A 19,272-nucleotide genomic window follows, 5' to 3' on the forward strand; every position below is an offset into this window, starting at 1 on the left:
TTTACTTTTTCCCCTTATTATTTATTTCTGCAATTATATTTTCTATGAATAATTTCTGTTTAAGATTAATTATTTCTTCACTAGAATATTTACGATAGCTTATAGTATCAGTTTTAACTTCATTCGCTCCAATTACAAGTTGATATGGAATCTTTTTAATTTGAGCATCTCGTATTTTATAATTTAATCTTTCATCGCGGGCATCAACATGAGCTCTAATATGATGTGATTTTAATTCATCTTTTAAAATATTACAATATTTTAATATACTATTATCCATAGCGACAGGTACAATTTCTATTTGTGTTGGTGCTAATCACAAAGGTAATATACCTTTAGTTTGTTCTAATAAAATTGCAATAAATCGTTCATATGTTCCAACTAACCCTCTATGAATAATAATTGGTTGTTCAATTTTATTATTTGCAATATATTCAAGTTTAAATTTTTGTGGTAATAAGAAATCTAATTGAATTGTTGATACTGTTATTTCATGTCCTAAAACTGTTCGTATTTGAACGTCTAATTTTGGACCATAAAATGCAGCTTCACCAATCATTTTCTTGAAATTAATGTTATTTTTAACTAAAACACTTTCCAACTCTTTTTCAGCGATATCTCACATTTCATCATCTTGATAATATTTTTCATTATCATTTTTATCTCTTAAGGATAATGAAAGATAATCTATTTTAATATTAAATGTAGATAATGTTTCTTCAATTAGCTTATAGCATCTCACAAATTCATCCTTAATTTGATCTTTTCGGACAAATATATGAGAATCTGTAAGCTCCATTGACCTTACTCTCTCCAAACCAGTCAATGAACCAGATGATTCGTATCGATAAAGATTTGCGTGTTCCGCCAATCTTAAAGGGAGTTCTTTGTAGCTTCTAGATTTTGATTTATAAATTTGAATATGATGTGGACAAGTCATTGGTCTCAATACAAGTTCTTCTTTTTGAAATACCATAGGTGAAAACATATCATCTTTATAATGAACTCAATGTCCAGAAATTTTATATAATTCGCTTGTTCCTATCACTGGGGTTTCGACGGTTAAAAAATCATATTCTCATTCTTTTTCTTTTAAATAATTTTTAATAGTTTCCTTGATAATATACCCGTTGGGTAGTCATATTGGTAAACCTTGTCCTATCAGATCATTAAATGTAAATACTTCTAAATTCTTTCCAATAAAACGATGATCATTATTTTTTAGTTCTTCAAATAATAATATTCTTTTTTTCAAGTCATTTTCATTTTTTCCAGAAATAAATGCTAGTCTTTGAATCATTTCATTTTTTGAATTACCTTGTCAGTATTCTCCCGCAAATGATTGTAGTTCAACTCTAAAATTTAAAATATTTTCTATATATGGATAGTAACTTACAAAAACACTATCTATTATTTTTACTATAGATACTTTAACATTATTATTTTTTACATAATCAAAAATTTCTTTTACGTACTTTTTATCACCATAGGATAATATAAGATCTTTTTCATATTTATCAATATCCTCACCTAAAAATTCAATTTTGTTTACTTTAGAAATTGTTTTATTTACTAAAAGTTGAATTTTTTTAATATCATCTAATTTGAATCTTTCAGAATAATCAAACAAGACTTTTGACTCATAAATTTGTTGTGAAAAATCTTGTTCAAAATTAACTATTCTTAAATCGCGATAGTTATCAATTAAAGATTTTGCTATTACCATTCTAATTGAATTTGCTATCGCATTATTATAAATGTAATCATTTTTAGATGTTAAAATTTCCACTTGAGAATCTTCTTTTAAAACTGAATTATAACTATAGTAAACACCATTTACAATTGCTCCAAAACAATCTTTTTGCAATGATTTTGATATCTTCATTGCACAATCCATAACTGTTGCATTTTCATCCAGAACAATTTCTTTATTATCTAATAATTTTACCTTCATATAACTCCTTACAATGTTTTAATTATAACAAATAGAAAAAATAAAGTAAAGAGGAAAATAACATTAGGTTGGATATAAAATAATGTGTTTTTTTGTCACTTGGATAAAAGACGTAATCAAAATAATCGTCCTATGAGTAATGAATTGCGCGTATTTTTCGTTCTTTTTACCAATTATATTTTAATTTATTTTTTCTGTAAAATTTCTATGCTTTATAAATTTTTTAAGCGTTTTTATCATAATTTTTATTTTTTATTATTTTTTTCAATATAAAATCTTAAGATTTTACACCATAGTACACACAATTTTTTTATTTTTCATTATGTATAAATCGCAAATTTATTATAATACTTATAAATGAAATCCACTTTTTTTAATTTATTTAATAAAAGCAAATAGAATATAAAATATGTGAACAAATTGTAATTATTATCTCAATATTTAGATGTAAAAAATATAGATAATGACCTTTATTATAATTTAATTTATTTAAAATTGTGTGTATAAATTTTTGATTATTTAAGATTTCAAATTATATTAGTTTGATTAGAAAATAAATACACAAAATAAAAACCTAAGCCTATTAGTTTAATGAAGCTAATAGGCTTAGGTTTTAAAGTTTAATAGTTTTTTAAGACCTATATTATAAATAATTTATTTAATAATAATATCTTCAATTGTTTCATTACGAACAAATAATATTTTTTCTCCAGGCTTTGCACCATGATTTTTAGCGACATCATTAATAGCTTTCTTATCTAAAATAAATTTATCAAAATCATCTATTTTTGTCATAAAAACTGAGTGTCACACACCAAATGCTGTTCATAGTTTTTCTTCTGGACATACTCCAAGAATTCTAACATTTGGTCTAAATTTTGACACCTCTTTTAAAAGTGATCCCGTTCTTGATGCTATTATAGCATATTCATAATCACCATCAATTACCTTATCTGCCACTTTGCCAGCTATTATTGAACGTTCACCATTCTTAGATACTTTTTTAACTGTTGCTAATTGTGTGCTATAATACAACTTATGATAAAATTCAATTTCTGCCCTCTTAGCAATAGTTGACATTGTATTTGTTGCAATAAATGGATACTCACCATTTGCAGATTCACCACTTAACATTGTAGCATCTGCTCCTAGTTCAACAGCGTAATAAACATCGGTCACTTCAGCTCTTGTAGGAGCTGGGTTATCTGTCATTGATTCTAACATTTGCGTTGCTACAATAACAATTTTTCCTTTTTCACGACATTTTCTTATCATAATTTTTTCTCAATAAGGTACATCATAATAAGGTATTTCAAGTCCCAAATCACCACGGGCAACCATTATTCCATCACTTGCATCAATAATTTTATCAATATTATCAATTCCGATTTGTGATTCTATTTTTGAAATAATTTGTACGTGCTTTGCATTATTATCTGCTAAAATTTTTCTAATTTCATTTACATTTTCTGCAGTATTTACAAAGCTTGCTGCAATATAATCAATTCCGTTTTCAATTCCAAAAATTATATCCTTATGATCTTTTTCTGCTAAAAATGGTAATGAAAAATTAACACCAGGTAAATTAACTCGTTTATTTGTTTTAACCTCATGTGTATTAAAGGCTTTTGCCTTTACAACTTGTTTTTTAACTTCAATGACAGTCAAATTTAATTTACCATCATCAACAAGCACTGTATCTCCAACTTTAACATCTTTTGACATGTCATAAGACATTTGTAATTCCATCGCGGTGCATTCTCTCTTGTCAAAATCATCTGGATTTGAATAGATTGTAATTACATTACCTGCGACTATTTTTTGTTTTCCATCTTTCATTTTTCCTACTCTAATTTCTGGACCTTTTGTATCCAACATTATAGAAATAGGAATTCCTTTTTCTTTTCTAATTTCATGGATTCATTTTAATCTTTCTCCATGTTCAACAAAATTTGCATGTGAAAAGTTTAGCCTAACAGTTGTCATTCCGTTTTCAAATAATTCAAGTATTTTTTCTTTTGAATGACAACTTGGGCCAACTGTTGTAATTAACTTAGTTCTTTTATGCATTTTGCTTAGGTCATAATGTTTCATTTAATTTCTCCTCTAAAACTTATATTTTATTATAACATAATTGCAATGAATAATTCACATAACATATATATTTGAATAAATATTTATTATTTTATGAAAAAGAATGAACAAAAATTTTATTTTATTAATTTTACAAACTATTTTTAAATTAAAAAAGTCACTTAAAAAACATTAGTTAATGTAGTTTGTAAATCATACATCACTTATGTTAGTTCCATTGACTTTTAAAAGTTTTATGAAGTTAGCATTTTAATTTAATAACATAAACAATTTTATTTAATTAAATAAACAAGTATTTAAAAATTAAAACTAATTACTTATTATCATCATCAATAATCACCGCTTGTGTTGGACACACTGCTTGACATTCTCTTAATTCAAGGTTGTTATCTTTAGCCTCGGCTAAACCATCTTCATCCATAAATAGTGTTCCAGTATCGTCAACACTTACACAAGCACAACACCCAATACAAATAGACTTATCTATATATGTTTTTTTGTTTTTCATATTAATACCCCTCCTCTAAAAAAATGTTAATTCTAATAAAACAACTATTGCGATGATAGCGATAAAAAATGAAATGGAAAAAATAATAAAAACAGTTGCATCAGTTCTCTCCAAATAAATCATATAACATCGTTTATGAAATGGAAACTCGACATCTTTTGAAATATATATTTCTTTTGCATCTATTTTTTTAATACAATATATACATATATTTTTTGATTCAATCATTATTCACCCTACATTTGTTATTTAACTTTTATTTTGCGAAGTGAATCATTTCTTGCAATATAAATTAAATCATTGGTTTTAGCACCTCAAAATTTTGCAATTTTTGAAAGTTCGCTATCACTAGCAAATGTGGTATCAATTTTATCAACATTATTCATAAATATTGAGTGACATGCACCGAATTTTGTATAAAATTTTTCATCTTCGCAGACACCCAAAATAGTTACATTAGGTCTAAATTTTGATATAGATTTTAATAATGCTCCGGTTCTAGAGGCAACAATTGCAAATTCACATTCACCATTTCTAGTTTCTTCTGCTAACTGACATGCAATTTCATCTCTTTTTCCTTTGATATTTGATTTAGCAGTTGAAAGTGCGCGATCATAATAAATTTTTCCATAAAAGGCTAGCTCAGCCCTTTTATTGATTGTAGCCATTATGCTAGTTGCTAAAAATGGATATGAGCCAGCAGCTGATTCCCCACTTAACATTGTAGCATCAGCCCCTAATTCTGTTGCATAATAAACATCTGTTATCTCAGCTCTTGTTGGAGATGGATTATCGGTCATCGATTCTAACATTTGTGTTGCCACAATTGCAATTTTACCCTCTGCTTTACATTTTCTGATTATCTGTTTTTGTCAATATGGAACTTCATAAAATGGAATTTCGAGACCTAAATCTCCACGAGCTACCATTACACCATCACTAACTTCAATTATCTTATCAATATTCTGAATTCCAATTTGAGATTCTATTTTTGAAATAATTTGAATACCTTCTCCATTATTTTCTTTTAATATTTTTCTAATTTCTAAAATGTTATCATGTGTATTAACAAAGCTAGCTGCTATATAATCAACATTTTGCTTTATCCCAAATAATATGTCTTTCTTATCTTTATCATCTAAAAATGGTAATGAAAAATTAACACCAGGTAAATTAACTCGTTTATTTGTTTTAATTATATGTGAATTAAATGCCTCACACTCAATTAATTCCTTTTTAATATTTTTAACTTTCAAAATTAATTTACCATCATCAACTAATACTGTGTCTCCTTTTTTAAGATCAATTGACATATCATACGATGTTGTCATTTCACCAGCTTTACACTCCTTATTGATATATTCATTGTGAGAAGTATAAATAGTTATATGTTGACCTCTTTCAACCTTTATTTGACCATTAGCAAACTTACCAACTCTTATCTCTGGCCCTTTAGTATCTAACATTATAGAAATTGGGCGCTTTAATTCATTTCTCAATTCCTTTACATAATTTATTTTAGGTAAATGTTCTTCGTGGCTTCCGTGGGAAAAGTTTAAACGAATAACATTCATACCAGATTCAAATAGCTTACAGATGTCATCTTTTGTTGATGTGCTGGGACCAATTGTTGTTATTACCTTTGTTCTTTTTACCTTGTTCTCTATTTCTGCTGGTTCATAGAATTCAAATTTTCTCATCTCTACTTATCTCCTTGATGCTTTGTCTAAAAAGCTTTATTTATTTCTCTTATTATTTTATATTCATTATATTTGTCTTTTGGTTTTGAGTTTAATGTGCTCTCAATATCTTTTGCAACAAATTTATTATCACAAATTCCAATATAGACTCCACCAATTCCCTCTGATAGTCTATCAACCGCAAATATACCAAAGTTTATTGCAAGATATCTATCCATAGCTGAAGGGGTTCCACCTCTTTGTACGTGTCCCAATACAGTTGCTCTTGTAACATATCCAGATTTATTTTCAATTTTTTTGGCAAGTCCATGAACATCATTGTAAATATTTTCTGCGACAGCTACAATAACGCTTCTTCTTTTTTGTTTAGCTAATAAAGAAACTTGTTCAGCAATTTCATCTTCAGTTAACTTATTTTCTCTTGTTGAGATCACTTCACAACCAGTTGCTGTCGCTCCATATAAAGTAAGGTCTCCACAACCATTACCCATAATTTCAACAACGGCACAACGGTTATGTGATGTCATAGTATCACGAATTGCATCAATTGATCTAACAACTGTATTTAGCGCAGTATCAAATCCTATTGTATAATCAGAAGAAACTATATCATTATCAATTGTTCCGGGAATTCCTATGCAATTAATTCCCATTTGTGTTAGCTTTTCTGCCCCCTGATAACTCCCATCACCACCAATAACAACTAAGGCTTCAATCTCATGACTTTTAAGGGTAGTAATTGCTTTTTTTCTAACATTCTCATCTTTAAATTCTGGAAGTCTGGCAGAACCAATTGCAGTTCCACCATGACCTATAATTTTTGATGCAAAATCTAAGGTTGCCTCTTCAATTCTGTTTTCTATAAGACCCTTATAACCATCAAAAATAATATATGGTTTAATCCCTTTAGAAATAGATCTTCGAATAACAGCACTTATAGCCGCGTTCATTCCCGGTGCATCTCCACCAGATGTTAATACTCCAATTTTTTTTATCATCATATAACCTCACTATTTATCCCATATTTTAAGCTTATCAACATCGCATATAGCTATATAATCTAGATTTCTGAGTTTTTCTTTATAATCAAGACCAAAACCAATTAAAAAATGGCTTTCAACATCAAAAACATGATAATCTGGATCAATATTTACTTTTCTTGTTTCCAATTTGTTTAATAATGCTGCAGTTTTAATTGTTTTTGCACCAAGATCTTTAAAGTGACTTATTAAGAATTCTAGGGTATAACCAGCGTCAACAATATCTTCAATTACAATAACATGTTTTCCACTGATATCTGATTCAATATCGGTTTTTAATATTGGTTTTCCAGTTGCTTTTGCTTGTCCATTAAAAGATTCAACCTTACAGAAATCGATAATACATTCAAAATCAATATACTTTAATAGTAGAGAAAAAAATGGAATTGCACCTTTTAATACACCAACTAATACTACATCCTCTTTAAGATTAGAATAATCTTGGTTAATTACACTTGCTAACTTTCTAGTTCCTTCTTCAATATCTCTATTGCTAAATAATATTTTCTTTGCAAGTAAGTGTTTTTTTGATGACATATTTCCTCTTTTCTTCTATATAAACTATACATATATATTCTATCATTATTTACTAATTTTAACTAAAAAAGTTTCCAAAATCAAAATTGCAGCTAAATTATCTTTTGCTTTTTTTTGCTTCTTTCTAGATACATTAGCTTCAACCAATATAGATCTTGCCATTTTTGTTGTTAATCGTTCATCTATTCATTCAATTTTATCTTCAGTTCATATTTTATTGTCAATTAACAGGGATACAAAGTCCTCTACCATTTGAGCCCGATGACCAATAGAATTATCCATATTTTTTGGATAACCAATAACTATTTTTTGTGGGTTTTCTTCTTTAATAATTGCTTCAACAAGTTCGCACGCTTGGTAAAAATTGTTTTCTTCAAATCTTATTGTTTTTAATGTACTTGGATAAAAACCATCTGATTTTGCTATTCCAATAGTTTTGCTGCCGACATCAAAAGCTAAATATTTTGCCATTCTTTCTTTCCTTTGTGTTCATAAACCAAATATGTTATTCAGTAAGTTGTTAGTGACATTATTATTGAAAATAATGTATCTGTTACTCAGTGTGCCATTATTAATACTCTTCCAATTGCAACAAGTAATGCAAATATAAATACAGCAACAAAAGTAATAGTTTTAGCTTTTTTTGTCTTTAAAAGGAAGCAAAACCCAAATAAAAGACAAGAAGATTGCACATGTCCTGAATTGAAACTTTCACCTCTAATACTTGATGTATTTATCTCAAATAAAGCAATGTAATAATTGTGATTATAATTTAATTGGTACAATTGAATTGGTCTTACTCTACCAAATATGTGCTTATCTAAAAAAGTAATTAATGTTGTTGCTGTTGCATAAATAACAAATGCTCATATTCCCTTATTATCTAAAATTGATGAAAAATTGTATTTTTTATTTCAAATTCAGTAATATACAGTAATAAACAGTATATATGCAAATATTGTAAATATCGAAATTATAAAATCATTTATATTTTTAGAATCTATTTTTTCATAAAAGTAAATATAAGCTACAATTCCGATTGAACAAAAAAAGTAAATGATCAAAAACAAAATTTTTTGTTTAAATATAAATATTGATGTGTTTCTAAACGTATAACTCAATAATATAAAGATAGAAAAATGAACAACAACAGTTACAATCGCTGCAATAAAAATTTTCACAAATATTGTAAAAAAATTTTTAACAGGATAATAAATTAATTCTGTAATTTTAAAATCAAACAAGCTGATAACAAATAAAATTACAAGACTTATAATAAATATTGCTCCAAAAAATCACTGGCGGTATTTATACAAAATTTCCATATATACCTTGTTATTATATATTAATGATTAAAAGTAATGGAAAAAGAAGTTCATTTTTTTAATATATTTATATTATCAATATGCTTGATATAAAGATAATTAGTGAAGTTTATTATTAATTTTTACAAAATATTTAATATAAAAAAATCATTTCACAGAGGAAATGACTTAAATTAAAAAATAATATTACTTTTTTATATATTAATTATTATTTTCTTTTAATGTTATAGAATGTTTTAATACCATCATAGATAGCTAGGTCACCTAATTCTTCTTCGATTTCTAATAATCTATTGTATTTTGCAATTCTATCAGATCTTGACATAGAACCAGTTTTTATTTGTCCAGCATTAACAGCAACTGCAATATCAGCAATTGTTGTATCTTCGGTTTCACCTGAACGATGAGAAACAACTGCTGTTCAATTTGCTTTTTGAGCCATTTCAACAGTATCTAAAGATTCTGTTAGAGTACCAATTTGATTTACTTTAACTAGAACGGAGTTTGCTGAATTTTTTTCAATTCCTTCAGCAGTTATTTTTGGATTTGTAACAAATAAATCATCGCCAAGAACTTGTACTCTATCACCTATTTTTGTTACTAACTTAGCAAATCCATCTCAATCAGATTCTGCCAAACCATCTTCAATTGAAATAATTGGGTATTTATTAGTAAGGTCCTCTAAGAATTTTACCATTTCATCTGATGTAAATTCTCATTTTTGACCAGTTATTTTTTCTATTTTTTGGAAATGGTATTTTTTATCTTGAAGATATAACTCTGAAGATGCACAATCCATCGCAATCATAATTCCATTTTCGCCCGGCTTGTATCCAGATTTATTTATAGCTTCTACTAATAAATCTAAAACAACATGAACCGGCGTTTTAGCCTTAAAGGTTTCTATTTTGTTATCACTATATGCTCATGATAAATGTGGCGCAAACCCACCTTCATCACCTACAGCTACAATATCGCCCTTTGATTTCAATATTTCTTTAAGTGCTTGGAATGTTTCACTTGACCATCTTAAAGCCTCTTTAAATGAAGGTGCTCCAACTGGCATTATCATAAATTCTTGAAAATCTAATGCAGAATCAGCATGAACTCCACCATTAATAACGTTTAACATAGGGACTGGTAATTTTTTCGCATTAACTCCTCCAATGTATCTATACAATGGTAATTCAAGCTCATCAGCAGCAGCCTTAACAACCGCTAATGAAACACCAAGAATAGCGTTCGCTCCTAAATTCTTTTTGAATTCATCACCATCTAATTTACACATAACATTATCAATTTCAATTTGATTTGTAACCTCTAGGCCGATTATTGCTGGGGCAAGTTTGTTATTTACATTAGAAACAGCTTTTAAGACACCTTTTCCTCCAAAGCGTTTCTTGTCACCATCTCTAAGTTCTAAAGCCTCTCTAGAACCGGTTGATGCACCAGAAGGAACTTTGGCAATTCCTTTTCCTCCAAATTCTGTTATAACTTCAACTTGAACAGTTGGAAAACCTCGTGAATCTAATACTTCCAATGCTCTAACATCTATAATTTTTGACATATTTAATCTCCTTTACTCTCTTATTATATACAAAAAATTGTTGGTAAAAAATATTAATTAGATTTTACTCCTTGAAATATTTTATTTATTTAATTTTTAAACACAAAATTTAAAAATCATTACGGTGTTGTTTTCTTTCATTTACTGTTAGATATTTTTTTCTAAGTCTTAAATCAGATGGTGTTACCTCTACCAACTCATCTACTTCAATAAATTCTAAACTTTCTTCAAGTGTAAATTTACGAGGTGGTGTTAATTTTATTGCATCATCATTACCACTTGAACGAACATTGCTTAATTTTTTTCCGGTTGTTGGATTAACATTTAAGTCATCTTCTTTTGAATGAGAACCAATTATCATTCCTTCATATACTTCCACCCCCGGATCAATAAACAATTCACCACGATCTTCAAGGTTATTTAATGCATATGGAGAAGATACACCGTTTGCCATTGAAATAAGAGCTCCATTTTTTCTTTTTGGAATAGCACCTTTATACTGTTCATAACCATTTAATGATTTTACAAGAACACCATTACCACGTGTTACATTTATAAATTCTGTTTTGAATCCGATAAGCCCTCTACTTGGGACATTATATATTATTTTGTCACGGGTTCCATTTGAATCCATTTCTAATAAAATACCTTTTCTTAGGTTCAAAGAATTAATTACAGAACCTTGGTATTCTGTTGGAATATCAACAAGAACTTTTTCCATAGGCTCTAATGTATTTCCTTTTTCATCCTTATGAAAAATAACCTCCGGTCTTGATACTCCAAGTTCAAAACCCTCTCTTCTCATTGTCTCAATTAGCACTGACAAGTGTAATTCTCCTCGTCCCAATACTTTAAATCCATCAACAGATGAATCAGATAGCACCTCCACTCTTAGACCAACGTTTACCTCAAGTTCTTTTTGTAGTCTTTCATTAATATTTCTTGTTGTTAATAATTTACCAACTCTCCCAGCAAAAGGTGACGTATTAACTAAGAAATTCATACTCATTGTTGGTTCCTCAATTGTAATTGGGGGCATCGGTATTATATTATCTTGATAACAAATTGTATCCCCTATGGTCAGACCATCAACTCCAGATATAATAACAATGTCACCAGCTACAGCTTCTTCAACAGATACCCTCTTTAAACCTTGATAAACAAATAAATCATTTATTTTCCCTTTACCTTTTGAGCCATCATTTTTTGCAATTCCAACTTGTTGTTGTTTTTTTATTTTACCATTAAAAACACGACCTATGCCCAGTCTTCCAATAAAGTTATCATAAGCTAAAGATGATATCTGAAATTGTAGGGGGTTATCTGCATTCTCATTAGGATATGCCCCAACCTGATGGATAATTGTTTCAAATAGCGGATCAAGATTTTTACCCTTTTGGTCCATTGAATCTACAACAATTCCTTCTTTTGCTATTCCGTATAAAGTTGTAAATTCTAATTGATCATCAGTTGCATCCAACTCTAGAAATAACTCCATAACTTCATCAACAACTTCTTCTACTCTCTGATCTTTTTTATCTATTTTATTTATAAGTAAAATTGGTTTTAGACCCAATTCTAAAGCTTTAGATAACACAAATCTAGTCTGTGGCATTGGACCTTCTGATGAATCCACTAAAAGAATTACTGTATCAACTGTTTTCATAATTCTCTCAACTTCTGATGAAAAATCTGCATGTCCTGGTGTGTCAACTATATTAATTTTATATTCACCATATTCAACAGCACAATTTTTTGAATAAATTGTTATACCGCGCTCACGCTCCTGATCATTTGAATCCATAACCTGTTCAACAATATTTTCATTTTCTCTAAAAACTCCGCACTGATTTAAGAAGGCGTCAACTAATGTTGATTTTCCCGCATCGACGTGAGCAATTACTGCTATATTAATTATTTTTCTTTTCATATTCTTCTCCAATTTGCCTTCTAAGATAATACCTTTTTTTGAGACAAAAAACCATAGATTTTGTCCATTTGTGATAAGAAAGAGGCTAAAATTAATTATTTATTTATATATTTAATAATTTTCTCAGATAATTTTTGGTTTTTGACTATCTCATTTAATTTATCAATATTTACATTCTTTAAGGAGTCATTATTAGGATATGATTCTCTTAGTTTCTGAATTGTCTTTTTCCCAATTCCTTTGATATTTTCGAGTGGGTCACTCTTTATGCTATTTATTTGTCGTTTTCGATAATGCGATATCGAAAAATTATGAACTTTATCTTGAAACATTGCAAGTTTTTTATACAACTGTGAATCTTTTTTTAATGTTATATTTTTTAATACAGGGTGATAAATATGGTCTGTTTTATGTTTATCATCTTTTACAAGTCCTATTACATCAATTTCTAAATTAAGTTCTTTTAGGACTTTTAAAGCCCCATTAACTTGACCCACGCCCCCATCAACTATTATAAGGTCAGGGATTGCATTTTTTATAAATCGAAGATCCTGATACCTTCTTTTAACAATGTAAACCATACGGCTAATATCATCCCTTTCTGGGATATCAATATTATATCTTCTAAAATCGCTAAAACTTGGTTGGCCATTCTTAAATACAACAATACCCCCCGTAACAAAATTATCACCAATATTTGCAATATCAAAAACTTCTATATGATAGGGAATTTTTTTTAATTGAGCAATACTTTTAAGTTCTTCAAGGACATCTTTTCCACTAGTATACATCTCCTGTTGATATCGATGATTAATTCCCTCAATAGCATTTTCTCTACCGAGGTTCATTATTTGCTGTAATTCTTTTGTATCTGTATGGCCAACTTCTATTCCTGCTATTTTATTATCAGATATATTTAAATCATTATCAACGAATAAAAGATCAGGCTTCTTATTTCTTTTATAAAGTTGTCCTAGGTAATTAAAAATCACATCTTTATTAGATTCTAAATTAAGTTCTGTAACAAATGATTCCTTATAAATTAAGACTCCAAATTGATAGAAAAGGACAATAATTGATATGTATTTATCATCACTATAACAAGTAACAAAATCATAATTTTTTTCAATATCTAGTATTTGAACACTTTGTTTAGTTGTTATTCCGGGGAGTGAATTGATTATAGATTTATAATAATTAGCTTCCTCAAAATTCAAATTATTGGCAGCAATTTGCATTTTTTTTGTTAATTGAATTTTAAAATCATCATTATTACCCTTGAAAAAATTATCTGCTTTATTAATATTGTATGTATAAAAACCTTCATCAACTTCTTTAAAACAAGCTCCAGAACAAAGACCTAATTGATAATACGTACATGGATTTTTTTGGTTTTTTAACTTACAACGCTTTAGTGGATAAACCCTTTCTAAAAGATAAAATATTTCTCTTGCTTTTGATCCATCTGGAAATGGACCGTATGATCTATAGTATAACTTATTATAATTTCTTATATATCTATAATAAAAATCTCCATCCTTTTTTTCAATAACAACATATGGATATTTTTTGTCATCTGCTAGCAAAATATTATATCTTGGTTTATATTTTTTAATTAAATTTTCTTCAAGTAGTAATGCTTCATTTTCATTAGCAACAACAATGTAATCTATCTTTTCAATTTCTCTAACTAATTTAGTGGTTTTATAATTATGTACACCTTTAAAATAACTAGAAACTCTTTTAAAGATATTTTTAGCTTTACCAACATATATAATTTGGTTATCTTTATTATAATAAAGATAACAACCTGTTGCATTTGGAATTGTCATTAAAACATCATTTTGTATCAATTATCCACCATCACAATCTGTAAAATATTATTATTTATTATCGATTTAGTAAATAATAATATTTTATTATTAACACTATTTCTCCTCTTTGTATATATCCAATTCTTCAAAGGAACCTGTTCTAATAAATTGAAGTGTTTCTTCGATTTGTAACAGACTTTCTGCCGCCTTTTCTAAATCCTTCAGTTGGCGAATTATTAAAAGAAATCCTGCACTATCAACAGTATTTACTTTATTTTTTGAGAGTGAAATACCATTCATGATTTCACGAATTTCATACTTCATACTTTTTTCCATAATTAATACTTTTTTATGTTGATCTTCTACAAAGTTTTCAATTAAATTACCAGTTAAATTTAAAATAGTATTTGCTATTTCAAACATTTTAACAACATATTGAAAATACTCATAATCTTTTTCAAAATTTGGTAAATAATTTTCAGTAGATGCTATTTTTAAATTTTTACAAATTCTTTTAGCAACATGTGCTGTTTTTTTAATTTCACGCGAAATTATAATCCCACCAACTGCAAGACGCAAATCACTTGCAACCATTTTTTGCTTAACAATTTTTCACAAAGCCATTTTTGTAAAATTGTTTTGTTTATCATTAATTTTTTTATCATTCGCAAGTATTTCATCTATACCATCAAACTTGGCAGATTTAACTATGCCAAAAGTTTGTGCATATTGATTTTTTGTATCCTCTACAAGATCAACTAAAAAATTTCTTATTTGTTTTACATCCTTATCTAAAATTTTATTAAATGACATTTAAATCACTTCCTTTCTACCCAAATCTACCTGAGATATAATCCTCAGTTCTTTGATCAAATGGGTTTGTAAATATTTTTTTTGTTTTCCCAAATTCTATAAGTTCACCTTGTAAAAAAAATGCAGAATAGTTACTTATTCTTGTTGCTTGTGCCATTGAATGTGTAACTATAATTATAGTATAATCTTTTTTCAACTTTATTAAAAGGTCTTCTATCTTTAATGTGGCAATTGGGTCTAGTGCTGATGTGGGCTCATCCATCAATAGAATTTTTGGTCGCATAGCAATTGCTCTTGCTATACACAACCTTTGTTGTTGACCACCTGATAAACCCGATGCTGATTGGTTTAAAATATCTTTTACATCATCTCATAGAGCAGCTTCCTTCAATGATTGTTCCACAATTTGATTAAGTGCTGCTTTATTCTTGATTCTTAAAGACTTTGGTCCAAATGCAATATTTTCATATATCGACATTGGAAAAGGGTTTGGTTTTTGAAAGACCATGCCTACCTCTGTTCTTAGTCTAGTAACATCATATCCAGGCTCATATATATCTTTTTCATTTATACATATTTCACCACTCATTTTTACATCATCAACTAAATCATTCATTCTGTTAATTGACCTTAAAAATGTAGATTTTCCACAACCGGATGGCCCTATAAATGAAACAATTGAATTTTCTTTTATTTTTATGTTTATATTTTTAAGCGCATGCTTTTTTCCGTGGTTATAATAAAAATTAAAATCCTTTGCTGTAATTAAATATTTATTCTTGTTTTTTTCAATATTATCAGTTTTATCAACCTTTATAACACCATCTTTTGGTAAATTATTTAAAGCCACCATAATTTATCTCCTCCTTTTCGCTTTTTTATAGATATCTTTTATTTTTTTATTTCTTTCTTTTATTTTTTTTGTAGTTGATTTAATGTTCTCAATTTTAAGAGATTTACTTTTATTAATTATAGCTTTATAGCTATTTAAGATAAATGACCCAGAAGCTTTGCCAATCATTTTAAAAGAATGTTTTTTTTGAAATCTCAAAATTTTCAATTTTAAACTTATTTTTTTATTTGCAACATATTCAACATCTCTAGATAAATAATCCCCAAAAAAATTAATAAATAACATTAACATCACCAAAACTAAAGATGTTTGATACGCATCACCTTTAGCAGAGTTTGAAGAGGACTCTGTTGATAGTGTGTAAATCATTGTCGTCATTGTTGAACCGGGAGATAAAAACCCATTAATTGGTGCTCGAGCAACAGTTCCTAATGTAAGGTAAACTGGGGCGGCCTCTCCTATTATTCTAGAAATACAAAGTACTAAGCCAGTTAATAACCCCTTCATTGCGCATGGAACTACTATTCTAATAATAACAGATATCTTTCTTAGACCCATTCCATATGCTGCTATTTTATTGCTCTTGGAAACAGACTCTAATGAATTTTCAAAATTAATAATAAGCATTGGTAGAACAACAAAACACATTGTTAATGATCCTGTTAGTATAGACATTCCCATAGAAAAAATATTAATGAACATCGTTAATCCAAAAATACCAAAAACAATACTCGGTGTAGATGCTAGAACATTAATTGAAAATCTTATTGCCTGAACAAATTTTGACTTTTGTGGGGCATACTCTGAAAGATATATTGCAACTACCAACGCAATAGGAACAGAGATGAAAATGGTTAAAAAAACTAATAAAATTGTTACAGAAAAAGCTGAAGCAATTCCAGATTTTTGTCCATTTATTTGTGTAAAGTTTTTCCATTGCCAACCCATAATGCCCTTATAGAACACACTTACCAAAATTAAAGAAATAAAGAAAATAATTTCAATGATTGATATTCATAATAAAAATTTAATAAATAAACTCTCTATTTTTTTATAAAAACCACGTTCACTATTATAATTTACAATTTCTTTTAGTTGAGTTTTGCTAAAAACATAAACATATTTGGTGTCGCTATTTAATGAACTTTTTGCTCGTAGCTTCTTGTTTCTTTTTGCTCTTTTTTCACTTCTATCAGCACTAATAAAAAGAATTATTAAATTAATAATTATCACTAAAACAAACAAAAATAAACCAATGGCATAAAGTGCCTTTTCATGTTCCGGACCACTATTTTCTAACATCTCAAGCCCTATGGTTCCGGCCAGTGTTCTAATCGATGAAAAGATAAAATTAGAAAATCCACTATTAGTTACAACACCATTTGTCGAATTTCCAGCTATTAATATAACCGCCATTGTCTCTCCAACAATTCTTGCAATTCCCATAACTATAGCAGAAATGATTCCAGGCAAAGCTGATTTAAAAACAATTCTTACAGATGTTCTTTCTTTAGTGACTCCAAGCGCTAAAGAACCTCATCGATATCCATCTGGCACCGCCTCTATAGCATTTACAGATAATGTAATCATTGTTGGCAAGGCCATAAACGCTAGTGTAATGGCAGCTGTTGTTAAATTTCCACTAGATTTAGCACCCATTCTTATTGTAAAGGAACCAATCTGATCAAATGCAAAAAGACCAAAAACTACAGATGGTATGCCGGCGAGCAATTGAATAATTATCATAAATGTTCTCTTGAGTCTTTTAGATAAATATTCAGATATAAAAATTGAAGAAAATATCGTTATTGGAACACTTATTAAAAGAGCATACAGCAATAATACAACAGTTGAAATAATTATTTTACCGATACCAAAAGTTGAATATGATTTATTTCCCGGATTTCAATCATCAATTAAAAAGTGAAAAAAACTTACTTTTTTAAATAAACCACTGGCTTTATATACTATAAAACCAAAAAGTATCATTAAAATAATCAATATTATTGATGTTATAAAAGTTATAAAATTTTTAGAAAACGTATCAAGCCTTGCATGATTTGGTTTTGGGATATTATGATATGCTTTAAAGGAATCTTTTTTTTTCATTTTTATCTTTCTTTAAATATTAATCTCATATTTGTATATTACATATCGGAACAATTCCGGCTTCATCATATACTTTTTTTGCGTTGGGCGAAAAGGGTATAGAGTCAAAATTTATAAATCAAGAAATAAAAATTAATAATTCATTAATGGATTTTGAATTTGGTCCAAATAATATTGTAAAATCTCTCGTGAACTCGTAGTGTACACCTTTTTTTCCAGCAATTGCATCTTCATTTGTAAAGTCTATATCTATTGCCAATCCTTTCATATTGTCAATTTTATATATATGTTGACGATCTCCAAGTTGATCATTTCCAAGTACAACATCATTTATGGCGGCGGCGTGTAAACCAGATTTCTTTGTTATCTTATTATTAAAAGAGTATGATATATATCCAATAGAACCATAATTTGCAGAAACACCCTGAACCATTAAATTATTAGAATTTGCTACATTTGCTTTTTGCAAATTATTTGCCTTTGTTAATTCGGAAAATGCATCACGTGTTCCACTTCCCGATTCTCTTGTATAAGTAATAAAACTTGTAGACGTATCTGGGACATTAATACTTTTAAGTTCATGTTTTTGTTGTATTTTATGAGCAAGAACTTCTCAGGACATGTCTCCTTTATAAATTTTTGATAATCAATCCGTATCTGAATCGGATTTAGTATAAAAGCTTAAATAGTTATCTAATTGGCTATCTCACCATTTGGGGGCTTTATATATTATTAAAAGTGCGTCTTTACCAAAAGAAATGGAAATAGACTCATTAGGTTTTGGATTTTTAACTAGGTCACTGACATTACTTGTTCTTTTAATAGATTTTGGAGTTCTACCCCCAAAATCTTCAGATGTTAATTCCTTAGAAACAAATCCGGCAGAAATTGATTTATTTTCATACCCATTTATACCCGCTTGGCTACCCAAAGATGAATAAATGACTTCGCCTTTAGAATAGTTATTTGTAATAGCCTGCATTAATTCATTACAACTAGTGCTGCCCCCTATCATTATATATGAACTT

At 28.3% G+C, this 19,272-nt stretch carries 16 protein-coding genes; all 16 read right to left on the reverse strand.

Features of this window, described 5'->3' with window-relative positions; all coding sequences use genetic code 4:
* Position 1 precedes the first annotated feature (1 nt).
* Positions 2-1,954: a threonine--tRNA ligase gene (gene thrS / locus AAHM97_RS04170; RefSeq protein ID WP_342268686.1), complete on the reverse strand. Its 1,953-nt coding sequence runs from the start codon at positions 1,952-1,954 to the stop codon at positions 2-4.
* A 654-nt stretch (positions 1,955-2,608) separates the two neighbouring features.
* Positions 2,609-4,048, reverse strand: a complete 1,440-nt coding sequence (pyk, locus tag AAHM97_RS04175) for a pyruvate kinase (RefSeq protein ID WP_342268687.1) — start codon at positions 4,046-4,048, stop codon at positions 2,609-2,611.
* Between the two features lie 313 nt (positions 4,049-4,361).
* Positions 4,362-4,556 (reverse strand): ferredoxin, encoded by a 195-nt coding sequence (locus AAHM97_RS04180; RefSeq protein ID WP_342268688.1) that lies wholly within the window; start codon positions 4,554-4,556, stop codon positions 4,362-4,364.
* A 15-nt stretch (positions 4,557-4,571) separates the two neighbouring features.
* Positions 4,572-4,784 carry a hypothetical protein gene (locus AAHM97_RS04185; RefSeq protein ID WP_342268689.1) on the reverse strand — a complete coding sequence of 71 codons (213 nt, stop codon included), beginning with the start codon at positions 4,782-4,784 and terminating at the stop codon, positions 4,572-4,574.
* Positions 4,785-4,801: 17 nt separating this feature from the next.
* Complete coding sequence (gene pyk / locus AAHM97_RS04190; RefSeq protein WP_342268690.1) at positions 4,802-6,256, reverse strand: pyruvate kinase; 1,455 nt, start codon at positions 6,254-6,256, stop codon at positions 4,802-4,804.
* 26 nt (positions 6,257-6,282) lie between these two features.
* The gene (pfkA, locus tag AAHM97_RS04195) at positions 6,283-7,254 is read right to left on the reverse strand and encodes a 6-phosphofructokinase (RefSeq protein WP_425288836.1); all 972 of its coding nucleotides are present in this window, start codon (positions 7,252-7,254) and stop codon (positions 6,283-6,285) included.
* Positions 7,255-7,266: 12 nt separating this feature from the next.
* A complete protein-coding gene (gene hpt / locus AAHM97_RS04200) occupies positions 7,267-7,833 on the reverse strand; it encodes a hypoxanthine phosphoribosyltransferase (RefSeq protein WP_342268692.1) in 567 nt (188 codons plus the stop codon).
* Between the two features lie 45 nt (positions 7,834-7,878).
* Positions 7,879-8,304 carry a Holliday junction resolvase RuvX gene (gene ruvX / locus AAHM97_RS04205; protein ID WP_342268693.1) on the reverse strand — a complete coding sequence of 142 codons (426 nt, stop codon included), beginning with the start codon at positions 8,302-8,304 and terminating at the stop codon, positions 7,879-7,881.
* The gene (locus AAHM97_RS04210) at positions 8,289-9,158 is read right to left on the reverse strand and encodes a phosphatase PAP2 family protein (protein ID WP_342268694.1); all 870 of its coding nucleotides are present in this window, start codon (positions 9,156-9,158) and stop codon (positions 8,289-8,291) included. The genes ruvX and AAHM97_RS04210 overlap by 16 nt, the downstream gene beginning before the upstream one ends.
* Positions 9,159-9,366: 208 nt before the next feature.
* Positions 9,367-10,725 (reverse strand): phosphopyruvate hydratase, encoded by a 1,359-nt coding sequence (eno, locus tag AAHM97_RS04215; RefSeq protein WP_342268695.1) that lies wholly within the window; start codon positions 10,723-10,725, stop codon positions 9,367-9,369.
* Between the two features lie 109 nt (positions 10,726-10,834).
* Positions 10,835-12,655, reverse strand: a complete 1,821-nt coding sequence (typA, locus tag AAHM97_RS04220; RefSeq protein ID WP_342268696.1) for a translational GTPase TypA — start codon at positions 12,653-12,655, stop codon at positions 10,835-10,837.
* A 95-nt stretch (positions 12,656-12,750) separates the two neighbouring features.
* Positions 12,751-14,508 (reverse strand): excinuclease ABC subunit UvrC, encoded by a 1,758-nt coding sequence (uvrC, locus tag AAHM97_RS04225; RefSeq protein ID WP_342268697.1) that lies wholly within the window; start codon positions 14,506-14,508, stop codon positions 12,751-12,753.
* A 75-nt stretch (positions 14,509-14,583) separates the two neighbouring features.
* Positions 14,584-15,282 carry a PhoU domain-containing protein gene (locus AAHM97_RS04230; RefSeq protein WP_342268698.1) on the reverse strand — a complete coding sequence of 233 codons (699 nt, stop codon included), beginning with the start codon at positions 15,280-15,282 and terminating at the stop codon, positions 14,584-14,586.
* A gap of 16 nt (positions 15,283-15,298) precedes the next feature.
* Positions 15,299-16,135 (reverse strand): phosphate ABC transporter ATP-binding protein PstB, encoded by an 837-nt coding sequence (pstB, locus tag AAHM97_RS04235; protein WP_342268699.1) that lies wholly within the window; start codon positions 16,133-16,135, stop codon positions 15,299-15,301.
* 3 nt (positions 16,136-16,138) lie between these two features.
* A complete protein-coding gene (pstA, locus tag AAHM97_RS04240) occupies positions 16,139-18,244 on the reverse strand; it encodes a phosphate ABC transporter permease PstA (RefSeq protein WP_342268700.1) in 2,106 nt (701 codons plus the stop codon).
* A 19-nt stretch (positions 18,245-18,263) separates the two neighbouring features.
* Positions 18,264-19,259 carry a PstS family phosphate ABC transporter substrate-binding protein gene (locus AAHM97_RS04245; RefSeq protein ID WP_342268701.1) on the reverse strand — a complete coding sequence of 332 codons (996 nt, stop codon included), beginning with the start codon at positions 19,257-19,259 and terminating at the stop codon, positions 18,264-18,266.
* Between the last annotated feature and the right edge of the window lie 13 nt (positions 19,260-19,272).

The sequence above is a fragment of the Spiroplasma endosymbiont of Aspidapion aeneum genome (genome assembly GCF_964031045.1).
Taxonomy (GTDB): Bacteria; Bacillota_I; Bacilli_A; order Mycoplasmatales; family Mycoplasmataceae.